Origin of the sequence: Actinopolyspora sabaoui (genome assembly GCF_051225635.1) — a bacterium.
GTDB lineage: Bacteria > Actinomycetota > Actinomycetes > Mycobacteriales > Pseudonocardiaceae > Actinopolyspora.
On the sequence record NZ_JBMIHH010000005.1, the window covers coordinates 252,026 to 268,208 of the forward strand.

Here is a 16,183-nt window from a genome sequence, read left to right on the forward strand (position 1 = left end):
CGTGTGCCGTCATGCCCGGTTGCCGGGTGGTTCCAGCTGTTCCGGGGCCGGTGTGCGGTCGCTCCGGACGAGCCACGTACGCCGTCGCCACGCCCCCGTGCGCGTCCAGCCGTGAGAGGGGCAGCAGTGATTCCGAACGTGCTCACGATCGCCGGTACCGATCCCAGTGGGGGAGCGGGTATTCAGGCCGATCTGAAGACTTTCTCCGCCCACGGCACCTACGGTATGGCGGTGACCACGGCGCTCGTGGCCCAGACCACCACGGGAGTCTCCTCGGTGAGGGAGATCCCCTCGGACTTCGTGGCCGATCAGCTACGGACCCTGTTCGACGACGTGCGGGTCGACGCGGTCAAGATCGGGATGCTCTCGGACACGGAGATCATCCGAACCGTCGCGAGGGTGTTGTCCGAGTACTCGGCACGCGAGATCGTGCTGGATCCGGTAATGGTCGCCAAGAGCGGAGACCGGCTGCTTGCCGCCGACGCGGTCCGCGCGTTGCGGGACGAGTTGCTGCCCCGCGTTGACCTGATCACACCCAATCTGCCCGAAGCCGCGGATCTGCTCGGTACGTCGGAGCCCACCGGTACCGATGGAATGGCCACTCAGGCCGAACGGCTGTCCGGGCTGGGAGTCGAGCGGGTGCTGCTGAAGGGCGGTCACCTGGGGGGCGAGTCCAGCGTGGACGTGCTGCGCACCGCGAGCGGTGTCGAGATGTTGGCGCACGAGCGCGTGGTGACCAAGAACGACCACGGCACGGGGTGCACCCTCTCGGCCGCCACGGCGGCACTGCGGGCCCTGGGGCGGGACTGGCCCACCGCCGTGCGCGAGGCCAAGGAGTACCTCACCGGTGCGCTGCGCGCCGCCGACCTGCTCGACGTCGGACAGGGCCACGGCCCGGTGCACCACTTCTACCGCTGGTGGCCTGCTGCGAGCACGCCGCCCAGCTGATCACTCCGTCCATGACGTCGAAGCACACCATCCGCGAAGGTCCCGGCCTGCCACCGCCGTCTCCTCGGTGGGCCCGCCTCGAAGGGATCGCTCCCGAGGCCCAAGAGGGGAACACGGCCCACGAGGGGAAGACCTCGCAAACCGCCCCGACGAACCGCCGAAGCGGAGGAAAGACATGAGTTACCGCCTTCCCGACCCAGTACCCGGCGGTTTCTGCGCCGAAGCCTGGTCCTACACCGCCGAACTGCAACGTGCGATCGTGCACCACCCGTTCAACACGGCACTGGCCGACGGCAGCCTGCCACGGGACCGGTTCGCGTTCTACATCGTGCAGGACTCGCGCTACCTGTTCGGCTTCGCGCAGGCACTGGCCGCCGCCGCGAGTCGGGCCGACGATCCCGCCGATGCGGCTTTCCTGGCAGGCAGCGCGCACGGAGCGTTGGCCGAGGAGCGCAAACTGCACGCCGGTTACATCGAACAGCTCGGTCTCACCGAGGAGGAGATGTCGGGGATCCAGACCTCACCGACCTGTCTGGCCTACACCTCCTACCTGCGTGCCACCGCGCTGAGCGAGCCCTACCCGGTGCTGGTCGCCGCCCTGTTGCCCTGCTTCTGGGTGTACCAGCACGTGGGCAGCACGATTCTGGAGAGCACCGGAACGACGGCCGGGCACCCCTATGGTCGGTGGATCGCCACCTATGCGGACGAGGAGTTCGCCAACGCGGTACTCGGTGCCAGGGAACTCACCGACAGGCTCGCCGCGGGAACCGACGAGAACACGCGGCGCCGCATGCTCACGGCCTTCGTGCGGTGCAGCGAGTACGAATGGTTGTTCTGGAACAGCGCGTGGGAGACCGAGAGCTGGCCCACCGCGGCCTGGCTCCCCGCACCGCACGAGTGACGCGCGCACCGGAGTTCGTCCCCGGTCGACTCCTCGCTCGGTGTGTGCCTTCGGCGCGGTGAGCGTCGAAACGATCACTTCAACGGCGAGGTCCGCTCGGGAGGCTCCCGGCTTCGGAGCGGTGTCAATTTCCCGCGAAATCGCCGGGCCGCCAGCACCGACGAGTAGCCGCACTCCGACCGCGCCGGCAGTCGGCACCGCCGCGGGTTCTCCGGGGAGTGCCTCGCGAGGACGGCCCCGACGTTGTGTAGGTCGCTACCCGATGTCGGGGCACCCGCAGCGAGGCGCCCCCGGAGGTTCCGCCAAGTGAGTAGCTACGGAGACCGGTCAGGGCTCTACTGGGAGTAGATTTTGGCGGCGAGTTCGGCCTTGGCCGAGCGAAGCGAGTCCAGCGTGCCGAGATCGAATCCACCGGCGGGCTCCTTGGCTACCGAGATGCTCAGATCCGTGTTCAGCGACCACCCGGACCCGCTCGCGATCAGTGAACCGTGTTTGCCGGTGTAGTAGTCGGCGTCGATCGCCAGTGCGGTTCCGGCCGCTCCGCTCGCCGCGGCGACCAGGTGGGTGTGGAACCGGGTGGACAACCACCGCTGTTCGGCGTTGGCGGGCAGGCCCGAATTCATGATCTCGGAGAACGGGTAGAAACGGGCCCCGGGTAACTCGTGTTTCAGCAGGGTGTAGATCTCGCGATCCACCAGCGGCATCCCCTCCACGAATCCGATGCGTTCGGAGGGGGTTTTCCAGTGCCGCAGGGTCTCGAGTACGAAACCGGCCAGCGCGGCCCGGCTCATGCTCAGCAGGTCGGACTGCACGCAGATCATGACCTCGGGACAGTCGTCCTGCCGGTACATGTGGGGCGTGATCCCGAAGAACAGGTCGTCGCCGGTGTCGGTGACGTCCGGCACGTTGGCCAGCGCGTCCAGCGAGGGCGTGTCCCGCACGTCCACCACGTCGAACCGCCTCGCCAGGGCACTCAACAACGGCCTCGCCTCGCTGGGTAACGGCGTCAGGCCCTGTCCGGTCATCGCCAGCCGCGCACCGGAGCGTTCCCCCAGCGCCACGGCCGCCGCGAGCAGCCCGAGATGGTGCGGCCAGATTCCGTTGATGTAGCCACCACCGATTACGTGCACCACGTCCGCCCCGGTGGCCGCGAGCACGCCCGCGACCCAGCGTGGTGCCGTCCCGGGGTCGTGGATCGCCTGGCGCACGAACGAGGCCACCTCCCACGGCTCCCGCGAGTCGGCGTGCCAGCAGAGTCGCCACAGGGTGTCGGTGAACCGCACGTGCGGATGCAGTTTCCCCAGCAGCACCTCGCTCGGCCCGGGGTTGGGGCAGTCCAGCCAGACCTCCGAGTCGGGTGCCTGGCGTGCCAGGTGGCGCAGCCAGCAGGCGGCGATGTGCTCGTCACCGTAGTTGGGGTGGCCGGTGGTGCCGACCAGGTACACGATTTCCTGTTGCGGAGAAGGTTCGGTCAAACGTACTCCTCGGCCGGTCCGTGCTGAAGCGAGGCTCACGAACCGCGGCGGAGTCGTTCCGCGGCGCCGTCGCTCAGTGGAGCTCGAGTTCGTTGCTGATCGTCAGCAGCCGAGCTTTCGCCTGCCCGAATCGTACCCGGTGTTTGGCGGCGCACAGTTCGATCCGCTCGCTCCTGCGAGCGTTGGACGAACGTCCGGTGCCGAGGTCGGCCTCCTCGGTGTTCCAGGGGCTCGCCGCGTCCTCGTGGTCCGGCAGGGTCGATTCCGGATCGGTCTCCCCGGCCTCGTTCCGATGCCGATTCTCCGGTGTGCTCGCCGGTGGGGGCGTCGGCACGTTCGCTGTCGGCATGTTCGCCGTGGTCGGGCTCGCTGTCGGCGGGCTCGACTGAAGTGCGTCGCTCACCACTCGAGCCTGTCGTCGGGACCTGGCCGCGGCTCGGTTGCCGCGACGGTGTTCGCGCCGCCACAGCGGCACGAACACCAAGGTGGCCACACCGAAACCGGCCAGGAAGGTTAGTGCGAGCAGGTCGATCGCCGGGAAGGTGAGCTGTGCCAGCGCCATCGTCGCGTGTGCTCCTCTCTGCTGTTTCGGGACGGCCTTCACCCGAGCGCGGTCAACGGAGTGGGGCGGTCCTTCGGTGTCGCTTCCGCCTGCCGTGCCTGGTCAGTTCCGACCGGCGGGATCCTGCTCTTCCAGCGATCCGGAAGCCGCGCCGGTGACGGTGGTGAGTCCCTCCTCGGGGGTCACCACCGCATCCGACTGCTCTCCCCCCGGGCGCTCGTAATCACCCACGCGTGGATCAGGGGCGCTCGCCATCACCGAGGTTTCCGGGGCGGAACCGTCGGTACCCGAGGCCGGTTCCGATGTGCCGTCCTCCGCTTCGGGGAGGATCGGAGTCAGCTGTACCGGGATCGAAGTGGGCGAGGTGACGAAACGGGTCACGTCCGATTTCCGGTCGGCCTCGGCCGTTTCCCGCTCCTCCTTTCCGGAAGTGCTGTCGTACCGCGCCGTACCCTGCTGCCCGGCATCCTCCGGTGTCGGCGCTTCGTCCTGCTCCGGCGCTTTGCGCAGTGAGACCGCGGAGGCGCCGATGGTGTTGCTGGCCGTGTCGAGCGTGTTCAGCACGTGATCACGCAGCGACTCCAGCTCCGTGCGGTGCCGGGTGATTTCCTCCAGCGTTTCCCGCCTGTGCCGTTCCGCCTCGGCTTCCTGCTTACCGCATTCGCGGCGGGTTCGTTCCACCAGCTCGGCCGCGTCCCGCCGCGCCGCGTTCATCAACGACTTGTAGGCGTCCCGGACGGACCGGCGCATCCGCTGTTCCCGTTCCCGCAGTTCGTTGAGCTGTCGTGCCCGGTCGCGGTGCAACCGTTCGTGGCGTCGTTCTATCTCGGCGAGCAGTCGTTCGCACTGCCCGTGCAGCTCACCCGCGGTGTCCTCGGCCTGCTCGATCAGCCGGTTCGCCTCGCTCTCGGCGGAACCGCGGATCACTTCCGCTTCGTGCCCTGCCTGTTCGCGGATGGTCCGCAGTTCCTGCTCGGCGAGCGCCAGCATCTCCTGCACCCGCTGGGAGGCGGCTGGTAGACCCGTTTCCGAGGACTCCACGTGGTGCAGGCGTTGCTGTGTCTCGATCAGCTCCTGACGGGTCCGGTCGTAGAGCTCGCGCAGATCCGAGTTCAGTCGAGCCGATTCGTTGCGATCTATGGTCACCAGTTCGAGCTGGTTCTCCAGCACCTCGAGATGCTCCAGTACCTGCTCACGTTGAAATCCGCGGAACTGGACGTCGAACCCGGGCCGGAGCGGAACCACGGCGTCGGCGGCGTCTTCCATGTCGAATCCTCCTGTCCGCGACTGCCCTACGAGATCGGCTCGATGATGATCGAGAGTGGGATTGCCGTATCGGATCGAGACGTGGGATCGCTGGTCCCCACGAGGGGGTGCTTATCGGCGTGCCGCGCCCGGTGGGATTTCGGCTCGCCGCCGGGTGGCTCCGGCGCTACCGCTGTTGCCTGCCGTTGCTCGAATGACCGTTCTCCTCCATCCGCAGTTCGCCGGTCAGGCGCATGCGCAGTTCCTCCAGCCGCTGTTTGCTGTCGTCCATCGGTTGGATGTACTCCCGGTGGAACCGCTCCGCGCTCTCCTCGCTGCCGAAGTGGGACTCGGCACCGGGGCTCCCGGGGGGCGAGTCCCCGGCGTTCGACTTCCCGGGGTTCGTGGGTTGTTCGGTTCGGGCGGGTTGTTCCGACACATCGGTTCCGGCCATCGCGTCTGGTTCGGTGGGTGCCTCCACCCCGGTAGGAGTGACCGGCCGGTTCCGAGGACCCTCGTCCCGTGTCGGGTCCGTTCGGTTATCCGGTTCCGCCGCGCTTGCCTCGGAGGACTCGACGCGCTCCGCGTCGTCCTCCTGCGGAGCTCCCCTTCCGATCCTTCTCGGTTGCCCGTTACGTCCCGAACCGCTCAGCAGGGCCGTCGAGGTGGTCAGTCTGGCCAGTTGCCTGCGCAATCGTTGTTGCCGTCGCCGTGCTCGGAAGAGCAGGATCGCGGCCGGAAGCGCCGTGAGTAGGACTCCGGAAAGCACCGCGAGCCCCAGCCGGAGCAGGTGCCATCCGGCCGGAGCCCACGGGATCAGCTCAGCAGTCATCGAATCAGTGTCCGTAGTCGACCGAATGGGGGTGGTTCTCGCCGTCCGTACCCAGGGGGTTTGCCCTGTTCAGCACGGGGACCTCGTCGTGTACCGGGTCGTCCTCGGTGACGGGGTTCACGGGGATCGGCCGATTGCCGGTCTCCGCGGCCTGCTGGTCCGGCTGGAACGGGATGCGTTCCTCCACCGACTCCCGCGGCATTTCCGGTTCGGCGGGGGAGAGCGCTTCGCGTGTCTCACCGGTTGCCCCACCACCGGGAGTGGCGTAGGAGAGGTCCGTCTCCCGTTGGGGCTGTTCGACGATCAACAGCGGTCGGGGCTGTTCGCTGAGTACGTCGCGTTGTTGCCCGACGAAGGTGGCCACCGCGTCCATGTTCTGCACCAACCTGCTGCGCAGATCCTCCAGCTGTTCGGCGCGGGAACGCAGCTCACTCATGAGCTCGCTGTGCCTGCGACGGGCGTCCTCCTCCAAGTCGCCGCAGCGCTGACGAGTGTTCTGGAGCAGCTCGTCGGCGTCCCTGCGCGCGGCTGTCAGGGCCTCTTCGTAGGTACTGCGGTAGGACTGCTTGAGTTGCTCGGCCCTCGCCTCGACCTGGGCGGAACGCGAAGCGTGCTCCTCGTCGAGACGCTTTCTGCGTTCCTCGAGGTCGTCGACGAGTTCCGAACACTCCTGGCGCAGTTCGGCCGCGCGGTTCTCCGCCTCGGTCCGGACGCGTTCGGCATCGGTCTCCGCGACGCCGCGGATCGTCTCGGCCTCACGGTTGGCGTGCTCACGAATGGCGGTGGCTTCTTCCTCCGCCATGTTCAGCATGTGTTGCATCCGCGCGGTGATGTAGGGCTGCCCGGTATCGGCGTTCTGCACCCGTTTCAACTCACCGGCGGTTTCCTCCATCTGCCTGCGCGTCTCATCGGTGATGCGCCGTTGGTCCTCGTTGAGCCGGATCGCCTCGTCCCTGTCGGTGACCAGGATCCGGATCTGGTCCTCCAGCAGTTCGATGTGTTCCAGAACCTGTTTTCGGTTGAATCCGCGGAACTCGTTGTCGAACCCCGGCCTAAGGGGAACGATGGCCTCGTCTTCCATGGTCCACCGCACTTCCGCTCGACACTGTGCTGCTGGTGATCCTAAGCGGAGTGACGGATTTTCCGGCGCATGCTTGATGCGCACGTCCGCGTTCTCACTCGAACGAGCGAGACTCCTCGTTGAATGAAATAAATTCATTTTATTGTGGGTAGGTACGCGGATGTTACGCGCGAAATCGTGGCGAATACGAAATCGATAGGAAAAATTTTCACGAAACGTGTGGCAGTGCTCGACGAATTCCCTGACCCGCGCTGAGCATGCTGCGACTGTATTCCGGAGGTACGAGTAGGCTCCCAACTCGAAGGAGGTGGCCGACACGAGTTCACCGAACAGGCGTGCATCGCCAACCGCGGTCCGAGGCGGTCTACCGCATTCCGCGCGACCGGGCGTGCCGAGGCGACGAACTCCGAGCCACCACCGGCCGACGAGTCGATGATCACCGCCGCCCTCGCCACTCGGAAGCCCGAGTCGCGTTCCTACGAGTTCGGCGCCGAGGCGTACCACTCGGCCCACTCGCCACTCGGCCCACTCGGCGAGCACCGGTAGCGGGAGACCGCTATCCCGGCTCGCCGATCGTTCGTCGACGGCGGCGGCCCGGCTGGGGTCGCTCGCGCGTGGTGGTCGCTCCGGGGATGGCCGTGCCGCGGCGCAGCCCGGAGCGCTCGCGGTGACCCGCCTGGGGCGTCCCCGTGCATCGCGTGAACCCGGCGGTTCGGGGTGCCGTTGTACCCGCCCGAAGTGGCCGAGACCACTGTCGGTGTCAGGTAGTCGCAAGTCGCTGTGAGCCGTGGCGTACGGTCTTCAGCGACGGGCAGCCACGGTGGCCCGCCTCATCCGCGTGCCACGGACGGCAGTCGATCCATCGGCCCACGAACGGGACGGACACCGCCGCCGGGGTCGTGGTGGAGGCACGAGGCGGGATTGAGGGAGTTGTCGTGAAGCCGAGTGTTCTGCTGACCGGTTACCGGGTCATGGCGTATGTGACGGCCGTGCTGCTGATCGCACTGTGCGTGGCGATGGTGGGCAAGTACGGCTGGCCGAGCGGCACCGACGTGCAGCACGTCGGCGAGACCGCCACCACCGTCATCGGAATCGCCCACGGTTGGCTGTACATGGTCTATCTGGTGTTGGCACTGTTGATCACTCGGCTGTTGCGGGTCCCCATCGGGCCCATGATCCTGGTCCTGTTGGCCGGAACGATTCCCTTCGGTGCCTTCTTCGCCGAGCACAAGGTGGTTCAGTGGTTCCGCGTGTGGAGCACAGCAAAGTACGGTCCCGCGGCCGGGACAACCCAGCAGACCGGGTCGGCGCAGACATGACGACCGCGACACGATCCACCGGGGACGAGGAAAGCTCCGCGGGCCGCGCCGGGGCGCGCGGTGTGCTCAGCGCCTATTTGGCACTGACCAAGCCACGCGTCATAGAGCTGCTGCTGATCACCACGATTCCGGCCATGTTCCTGGCGGAACGCGGGGTCCCCTCGTTGCTGCTCGTGTTGGTCACCCTGGTGGGGGGAGCCATGGCAGCGGGCAGTGCGAACACGCTCAACTGCGTCGCCGACTCGGACATCGACGCGGTCATGGACCGCACCAAGTCCCGCCCGCTGGTCAGCTACCGCGTGCCGCGTACTCACGCCCTGGTGTTCGGGCTCGTGCTGAGCGTGGCATCGTTCGCCGTGCTGTGGGGCGGGGCGAACCTGTTGGCCGCGGTGCTCGCGCTCTCGGCCACGTTGTTCTACGTCTTCATCTACACGCTGGTGCTCAAACGGCGCACCTCGCAGAACATCGTCTGGGGCGGCGCCGCCGGCTGCATGCCGGTCCTGGTCGGCTGGGCCGCCGTCTCCGGAACCGTGGAGTGGCCCGCGGTGGTGATGTTCGCCGTGGTCTTCCTCTGGACACCCCCGCATTTCTGGTCCCTGGCGATGAAGTACCGCGAGGACTACGAACGGGCGGGCGTGCCGATGCTTCCCGTGGTGGCGACTCCGCGGCAGGTCTCGGCGCGCATCCTGGCCTACTCCTGGGCCACCGTGGCGAGCACGCTGCTGCTGATCCCGGTCACCAGCTGGATCTACGTCGGCTGTGCCGTGGCGATCGGTGCGGTGTTCCTGGTGATGGCACAGCGACTGCACCAGGGGGTGCGCCGTGGTCGCGGCGTCAACCCGATGCGGCTGTTCCACCTGTCGAACAGCTACCTCAGCGGGTTGTTCCTGGCACTGGCCGTCGACGCCGCGATCGGGCTGCCCGTGCTCGGCTGATCAGTCCGGCACGGATGGTGCTCCCGTCGCGGTCCGAGCTCGTGCGGTTGGCACTGCTCTCGCCGATCCTGAGCGCGGTACCGTCCGCCCGCGCTTTTCCGCCGGCATATATCCGTCGAATTCCGCTCGTGCCCGGTAACCGCGCTGCGGCTTTCCCGGCACGGCGGCATAGTGAGCCCTGGGATTTCGATATCCGGCCCTTTCGCGCTCGGTGATCCCGCCCGGCACTTCGGCCGCCACTGGTGCCGATCGATCGCGCTATCGCGGCGAGCGCACACTCGTGTCCCAGGGGGTCGACCATGAGTTGGCTCAGACCGCACCGGCGGCGAGCCGGTACTTCCACAACCGAACAGGGTTGGTCACCCGAAGAGGTCCACAGCCTGGAGGACGCGGTCGCCCGGGCACCCTCGGTGCACAATACCCAACCTTGGGAACTGACGACGAGTGATCGCACGGCCCTGCTGCGTGAGCGACCCGACGTGGCACTCGAACAGCACGATCCGGAAGGCAGGGATCGGCGGCTCTCCTGCGGCGCCGCGGTGACCAACCTGTTCCTCGCGGTGCGCGCGAGCGGCTGGGCCGCCCAGATTCGACGGGGACCGGAGGAAAGCGAATCCGACGATCCCCGGCTGGTCGCCACCGTCGGGGCCACGCATCGGCAACAGCCGACGGTTTCCGAGGGGCAGCGCTTCCGGGCGATCCCCCGGCGTGCCAGCTATCGCAGGCCGTTCCACCAACAGCAGCTCCCCCACGTGGGGCGGGAGGCGTTGCTGGCGGCGGGGAACTCCTCCGAGGTTCACGCGCGCTGGATAACCGGTATCGAGGAGGCCAGGACCCTTGCCGAGATCCTGGGCTACGCGGCTCGAGTGCACCGCAGGGACCGCCACTACCAGCGGGAACTGGCCATGTGGCTGGTGAGTGGACAGGGTGGTGTGGACCCGGGAGGCGGCATCGCCTCCGAGGATCTCGGTAGCGAGGGTGTGGCCGCCGTCGGCCTCGTCGGCTCGAGCAGCAGGCTGCCCGACGAACGGCATCTCTCCGAGTGGATCGCGAATGAGTCGATCATGGTGCTGACCACCGGCACCGACGAACCCGCCGCGCACCTCCGTGCCGGTGAAGCCATGCAGTTCGCCTGGCTCACCGCCACCAGCCTGGGCCTGGTGGCCTCGGTCATCACGCAACCGTTCAACCTCACCGAGGTGCGCGCGGGACTCCGGGACCGACTCGGACTGCCGGGGCCCCCGCACGCGTTGCTCAGGTTCGGTTATCCCGTTCCGGTGCCGAGTCAGCGCCGTTTCTGAGGCTGTCCGAGGTTCGAGGTCGTGGCCTGCCGGGGCTGTCTCAGCGTGCCAGACGTCCCGCCGCTCCGTACGCGTTCGAGACCTCGATCGCCTCGCGGGTGACAGTGTCCGGGGTGCCAGCTCGGCAGCGGTACGAGTCCGGGGTCCACCAGTTCGTAGCCCCATCAACTCGGTTATCTCGTGCGGAGGGCGCCAGCTGACCGGTGTCGGCGTGCGGGCCATGACCTCCTCGGCGTCGGCGAGCAGTCGCTGTGCGTGGGCCACCGCCACCGGTTCGTGATCGCCGTAGGTCACCCGGGTACTCGGATTGAGCGACTGGGCCACTTCGTGCACGTTGCCAACGGTCGGAATGCCCGCCCCCAGGTCCAGGAACTGGTCGATCCCCCGCGCGGACAGGTACGCGACCGCGCGTCGTCCGAGGAAGGCCCGGTTGGCCCGCGCGTACTCGCGAGCGTGTGGTCTCGCGGTCGATCCGGCCTCGGCCGCTGCACGATCGGCCGCGAAGTTGGTGGCTCCACCCAGGTAGTGGTCGTACACCCGGGCAGCAAAAGCTCGGTAGCCCATGTGGGGGTTGCATAGATCCAACAAGTCAACATGTAGTGTGTTGATGTCGGCGGTTCACCGGATTCGAACGATTCGGTGTGCCAACAGGGAACCCGGTGCGACTCCGGGACTGCCCCGCAGCGGTAAACGGGAACGAACGCCGTGCCACCCCCAGGGTGGTTTCAGCACTGGACGTCGATTCGTCCGGGAAGCGACGGTTATCAGGACCGGCGGTCGAACCGCCGGAAGCCCGTGAGTCCGAAGACCTGCCGTCGATGCGCGCACGAGCGTGCGCGCCGTCCGCGACCTCGAGGGAGGGTCCGCGCGAACTTGGCCGGACGCGTGCCCCGGAATCCGGTGCCGTGTCCCGCGGGCCTCGTGTGTTCCCGCCCGGTCCGGGCATCGGTTCGAACTCGCGAGGAGAGTGCACAGTGACTCAACTGTCCGACGCCGTCGTGTCTTCCGTCGCCCTCGACATCCGCGTCAGCGGCCCGCTCGGGGAATCGGAACCACTGAACTGGGACAGGGTGTCCACAGTGGTGGAACAGGCCTGTGCCGGGTTGGCGGACGTGTCCGCCGAGCACGTGTTGCGCGAGGTGCGGCGCAACCTCTACGACGGTATCTCGTCCGACGAGCTGGCGAGCGCGCTGATCATGGCCGCCCGCACGCTCGTCGAAGCCGAACCGAACTACTCACTGGTCACGGCCCGGCTGTTGTTGGACGACCTTCGCCGCGAGGCCCTCAGCTTCCTGGAGGGACAGCAGCGTGAGGCCGACCAGGAAGAGATGCGGCACCGCTATCCGGACTACTTCGCCCGCTACGTGCGACACGGCATCGAGATCGGCCAGCTCGATTCGCGGCTGGGTGAGTTCGATCTCGAAGAACTCGGCGCCGCGTTGCGCCCGGAACGCGACACGCTGTTCGACTTCCTCGGGGTGCGCACCCTTTACGATCGCTACCTGCTGCACGACCGGGGGATGCGTTACGAGCTGCCGCAGGCGTTCTTCATGCGGGTGGCCATGGGGCTCGCGCTGGCGGAGGACGATCGCGGCCGTCGTGCGGTGGAGTTCTACGAGCTGTTGTCGGGCATGGATTTCATGTGCTCCACCCCGACGCTGTTCAACGCGGGAACCACCCGTCCCCAGCTGTCGTCCTGCTTTCTCACCACCGTCGACGACGACCTGCGGCACATCTTTCACTCGATCGGCAACAACGCCAAGCTGTCCAAGTACGCCGGAGGACTGGGCAACGACTGGACACCGGTACGCGGCATCGGTGCCCACATCAACGGCACCAACGGGCAGTCCCAGGGTGTCGTGCCGTTCCTCAAGATCGCCAACGACACGGCGGTGGCGGTCAACCAGGGCGGCAAGCGCAAGGGCGCGGTGTGCGCCTACCTGGAGACCTGGCACATCGACATCGAGGAGTTCCTCGACCTGCGCAAGAACACCGGCGACGACCGCAGGCGCACCCACGACATGAACACCGCGAACTGGGTTCCGGACGAGTTCCTCCGGCGGGTCGAGGCCGACGGCACCTGGACGTTGTTCTCCCCCGACGAGGTTGGTGACCTGCACGACCTGTACGGCACGGAGTTCGCCGAGCGCTACCGTGAGTACGAACGCGCCGCCGAGCGCGGCGAGCTGAAGGTCCACCGCGAGGTGGGGGCCGTGGACCTGTGGCGCCGGATGCTGACCATGCTGTTCGAGACCGGCCACCCGTGGATCACCTTCAAGGATCCCTGCAACCTGCGCTCCCCGCAGCAGCACGCCGGGGTGGTGCACTCCTCCAACCTGTGCACCGAGATCACGCTCAACACCGACCGGGACGAGGTCGCGGTGTGCAATCTGGGCTCGATCAACCTCGCCAACCACGTCACCGCCGACGGTATCGATCGCGAGCGGTTGGAACGCACCACCCGAACCGCTGTGCGCATGCTCGACAACGTCATCGACATCAACTTCTACACGATTCCGGAAGCACGCGACTCCAACCTGCGGCACCGGCCGGTCGGGCTGGGAGTCATGGGACTGACCGACGCGCTGTTCAGGCGTCGCATCCCGATGTCCTCGCAACGGGCCGTGGAGTTCGCCGACCGGAGTATGGAGGAGATCAGCTATCACGCGATCTCCGCCTCCTCGGAACTGGCGGCCGAACGCGGCCGCTACGAATCGTTCGAGGGTTCGCTGTGGAGTCGGGGGATCCTGCCGCTGGACTCGCTGGAGCTGCTGCGGCGCGAACGCGACGGGGACGTCGAGTTGTCGAGCTCCTCGACACTGGACTGGCAGTCGCTGCGGGAGAAAGTGCGGCTGCGGGGAATGCGCAACTCCAACGTGATGGCGATCGCTCCCACCGCCACGATCTCCAACATCTGCGGCGTCGGGCAGTCCGTCGAACCGCTCTACCGCAACCTCTACGTCAAGTCGAACATGTCCGGCGACTTCACCGTGATCAACCCGCACCTGGTCGACGACCTGAAGCGAGCGGGGCTGTGGGACCGGCGCATGGTGGCCGATCTGAAGTACTACGACGGTGCTCTCGGATCGATCGAGCGAATCCCGGAGGAACTCAAGGAGCTCTACGCCACGGCGTTCGAGATCGACTCGGACTGGCTCATCGAGGCCGCGGCGCGCAGGCAGAAGTGGATCGACCAGGCCCAGTCGCTGAACCTGTACCTGGCGCGGCCGAGCGGACGCGAACTCGACAGGCAGTACCGCAACGCCTGGCGCAAGGGGCTCAAGACCACCTACTACCTGCGTTCCAGCAGCGCCTCGGACGTGGAGAAGAGCACGCTGCGCGGCACCGACGGCAAGCTCAACGCGGTCTCACCCACCGTGATCCCCGCCGATGGCACGGGCGAGAGCTCGGCCTGTGCCGTGGCGGACACCGATTGCGAAGTCTGCCAATGAGCGGACGGACAGCGCGCGGGTGAGCTCGCCCCACCGGGAAAGTCTCGAGGTGTCCCAGCGAGAGCACTGGGCACCGCAGCGGGCCGGAAAGGTTCGCGGAAATCATTCACAGGAGGACCGGAAGCCAGTATGACCTCGTTGAACGTGCCGGAAACCGCCAGCCCCGACACCAGCGGACTCGGGGAGATCGACCGTTCCGGATCCCGGGTCGACGCGGCGGACAAGGCGATGATCAATTCCCGCGCCGACGTCAACCAGCTGTTGCCGTTGAAGTACGGCTGGGCCTGGGACAAGTACCTGGCCGGGTGCAACAATCACTGGATGCCCACCGAGGTGTCCATGCAGGCCGACATCGCGCTGTGGAAGTCCCCGGACGGGCTCACCGACGACGAGCGGTTGATGCTCAAGCGCAATCTCGGCTTCTTCGCCACCGCCGAGTCACTGGTCGCCAACAACGTGGTGCTGGCGGTGTACCGGCACATCACCAATCCGGAGTGCAGGCAGTACCTGCTCCGTCAGGCGTTCGAGGAGGCGGTGCACACCCACACCTTCCAGTACATCTGCGAAAGTCTGGGCCTCGACGAGGGCGAGCTGTTCAACATGTACCGCGAGGTTCCGTCCATCTCGGACAAGGACTCGTGGGCGTTGCGGTACACCAGGAACCTGGAGAATCCCGACTTCGCCACCGGGACGCCGGAGGCGGACCAGGCGTTCCTGCGCGACCTCGTGGCGTTCTACGTGATCTTCGAGGGGATGTGGTTCTACACCGGCTTCGCGCAGATCCTGTCGCTGGGGCGCAGGAACAAGATGGTCGGTATCGCCGAGCAGTACCAGTACATCCTCCGGGACGAGTCGATCCACCTCAATTTCGGGATCGACTGCATCAACCAGATCAAACTGGAGAATCCGTGGTTGTGGACACCGGAGTTCCAGGAGGAAGTGCGTACGATGCTGCGCGAGGCCTGTGAGCTGGAGGTCGCCTACGGCCGCGAGACCATGCCGCGAGGCATGCTGGGGCTCAACGCCGAGGTGTGCACCGAGTACATGCACTTCATCACCAACCGCCGCTGTGACCAGCTGGGACTGGAACCGGTGTTCGCCGAGACCGAGAACCCGTTCCCCTGGATGTCGGAGGCCGTCGATCTGAAGAAGGAGAAGAACTTCTTCGAGACGCGGGTGACCGAGTACCAGTCCGGTGCGGCGCTGGAGTGGGACTGAGCAGGGCGTCCCGCTCGGGTCACCGGGAGCTGTCCCGGTGACCCGAGCGGTGCGCGTTCAGCAGTTGTCGAGCATGCTCGACAGCGCGTTCTTCTCGGCCGAATCGACGCTCAGGCCCCAGACGTGCTTCACGTTGATCCAGCTGCGCGCGTACACGCAGTGGTAGCCGGTGTTGGAGGGCTGCCACGCGGCCGGGTCGTCGTCGCTCTTGGACATGTTGGACGTGCCCGACACCGCGATCAGCTGCTGGCTGTTCAGGTCGTTGGCGAAGTCCTCGCGTTTCGCGTCGCTCCAGCTCGCGGTTCCGGAGCGCCAGGACTCGGCGAGCGGGACCACGTGGTCGATGTGCACTTCGCTCGGGTCGCTGACCCACTGCTGGTCGTAGACGCTGTACCAGCTTCCCGAGTCCGGGTAGCAGTCCGAGCCCACGGTGACTCCGCTGCCGTCCCGCCGCAGCACGGTCTCCCGGGTGTCACAGTTGCCCGACTGGCTCGACCAGTGCGGGAACCTGTCCCGGTCGTAGCCGCTCATCGAGCCCTCGGCGCTCACCGTGAGCTCGGCGAGGTTCTGCCGGGCGGTGGATTCGCCGGGCGGGTCGGGTGGGTAGGCGGCGGCGGTTCCCGCCGTGGCGAGCAGCAGTGTTCCCGCGGAAAACGCGGTGGTCAACGCGATCGATAACCGATGCACGGTCGTTCTCCTCACGTGCTGGGGTGAGAGGGCCCCCGTAGCGTGACAAGTGGGGGTCAACACCGGTCAATACCGCGGTGAAGAACCGATGACCACGTGGGACCGTCCACGTTGAACCACGGTGCCGGATCGGACACTACGCGAGACGTGCCGCACTGCCGGTGATCCGGCGAAATCTCATGAACTTTCCCGTGTCGCGGGTACCGACATCGAGCAGGCTGCGCTAC

At 66.9% G+C, this 16,183-nt stretch carries 13 protein-coding genes, 1 pseudogene and 1 riboswitch; of the genes and pseudogenes, 7 read left to right on the forward strand and 7 right to left on the reverse strand.

The window, feature by feature from the left end; genetic code table 11:
* Positions 1 to 126: 126 nt before the first annotated feature.
* Both thiD and tenA read left to right on the forward strand, forming a co-directional pair.
* Positions 127 to 948, forward strand: coding sequence for a bifunctional hydroxymethylpyrimidine kinase/phosphomethylpyrimidine kinase (gene thiD / locus ACOQFL_RS11180; RefSeq protein ID WP_435544062.1), 822 nt, complete (start codon positions 127 to 129; stop codon positions 946 to 948).
* A gap of 175 nt (positions 949 to 1,123) precedes the next feature.
* Positions 1,124 to 1,849, forward strand: a complete 726-nt coding sequence (gene tenA / locus ACOQFL_RS11185) for a thiaminase II (RefSeq protein ID WP_435544063.1) — start codon at positions 1,124 to 1,126, stop codon at positions 1,847 to 1,849.
* 335 nt (positions 1,850 to 2,184) lie between these two features.
* Here the strand turns inward: tenA and ACOQFL_RS11190 are convergent, their stop codons facing one another.
* The 5 genes from ACOQFL_RS11190 to ACOQFL_RS11210 form a co-directional block, all read right to left on the reverse strand.
* The gene (locus ACOQFL_RS11190) at positions 2,185 to 3,324 is read right to left on the reverse strand and encodes a polysaccharide pyruvyl transferase family protein (RefSeq protein ID WP_435544064.1); all 1,140 of its coding nucleotides are present in this window, start codon (positions 3,322 to 3,324) and stop codon (positions 2,185 to 2,187) included.
* 73 nt (positions 3,325 to 3,397) lie between these two features.
* Complete coding sequence (locus tag ACOQFL_RS11195) at positions 3,398 to 3,886, reverse strand: hypothetical protein (protein WP_435544065.1); 489 nt, start codon at positions 3,884 to 3,886, stop codon at positions 3,398 to 3,400.
* A gap of 102 nt (positions 3,887 to 3,988) precedes the next feature.
* A complete protein-coding gene (locus tag ACOQFL_RS11200) occupies positions 3,989 to 5,152 on the reverse strand; it encodes a coiled-coil domain-containing protein (protein ID WP_435544066.1) in 1,164 nt (387 codons plus the stop codon).
* 166 nt (positions 5,153 to 5,318) lie between these two features.
* Entirely contained in the window at positions 5,319 to 5,963 is a 645-nt protein-coding gene (locus tag ACOQFL_RS11205; RefSeq protein WP_435544067.1) for a hypothetical protein, read from the reverse strand.
* A gap of 4 nt (positions 5,964 to 5,967) precedes the next feature.
* Positions 5,968 to 7,044 carry a DivIVA domain-containing protein gene (locus ACOQFL_RS11210; protein WP_435544068.1) on the reverse strand — a complete coding sequence of 359 codons (1,077 nt, stop codon included), beginning with the start codon at positions 7,042 to 7,044 and terminating at the stop codon, positions 5,968 to 5,970.
* Positions 7,045 to 7,979: 935 nt separating this feature from the next.
* Here ACOQFL_RS11210 and ACOQFL_RS11215 point away from each other — a divergent pair.
* From ACOQFL_RS11215 to ACOQFL_RS11225, 3 genes are all read left to right on the forward strand, one after another.
* A complete protein-coding gene (locus ACOQFL_RS11215; RefSeq protein ID WP_092975737.1) occupies positions 7,980 to 8,363 on the forward strand; it encodes a DUF3817 domain-containing protein in 384 nt (127 codons plus the stop codon).
* Complete coding sequence (locus ACOQFL_RS11220; protein ID WP_435544069.1) at positions 8,360 to 9,298, forward strand: heme o synthase; 939 nt, start codon at positions 8,360 to 8,362, stop codon at positions 9,296 to 9,298. The genes ACOQFL_RS11215 and ACOQFL_RS11220 overlap by 4 nt, the downstream gene beginning before the upstream one ends.
* Positions 9,299 to 9,597: 299 nt before the next feature.
* Positions 9,598 to 10,599, forward strand: a complete 1,002-nt coding sequence (locus ACOQFL_RS11225; RefSeq protein WP_435544070.1) for an Acg family FMN-binding oxidoreductase — start codon at positions 9,598 to 9,600, stop codon at positions 10,597 to 10,599.
* A gap of 279 nt (positions 10,600 to 10,878) precedes the next feature.
* On the opposite strand, the pseudogene ACOQFL_RS11230 reads toward ACOQFL_RS11225, so the two are convergent.
* Positions 10,879 to 11,163: pseudogene (locus ACOQFL_RS11230) on the reverse strand (SAM-dependent methyltransferase); the annotation flags it as partial.
* Between the two features lie 33 nt (positions 11,164 to 11,196).
* Positions 11,197 to 11,430, forward strand: a riboswitch (cobalamin riboswitch).
* 143 nt (positions 11,431 to 11,573) lie between these two features.
* Between ACOQFL_RS11230 and ACOQFL_RS11235 the strand changes: the two are divergent.
* A complete protein-coding gene (locus ACOQFL_RS11235; protein WP_435544071.1) occupies positions 11,574 to 14,051 on the forward strand; it encodes a ribonucleoside-diphosphate reductase subunit alpha in 2,478 nt (825 codons plus the stop codon).
* 129 nt (positions 14,052 to 14,180) lie between these two features.
* Positions 14,181 to 15,269 (forward strand): ribonucleotide-diphosphate reductase subunit beta, encoded by a 1,089-nt coding sequence (locus ACOQFL_RS11240; protein ID WP_435544072.1) that lies wholly within the window; start codon positions 14,181 to 14,183, stop codon positions 15,267 to 15,269.
* Between the two features lie 57 nt (positions 15,270 to 15,326).
* Here the strand turns inward: ACOQFL_RS11240 and ACOQFL_RS11245 are convergent, their stop codons facing one another.
* Positions 15,327 to 15,956 carry an HNH endonuclease family protein gene (locus ACOQFL_RS11245; RefSeq protein WP_435544073.1) on the reverse strand — a complete coding sequence of 210 codons (630 nt, stop codon included), beginning with the start codon at positions 15,954 to 15,956 and terminating at the stop codon, positions 15,327 to 15,329.
* Positions 15,957 to 16,183: the final 227 nt, after the last annotated feature.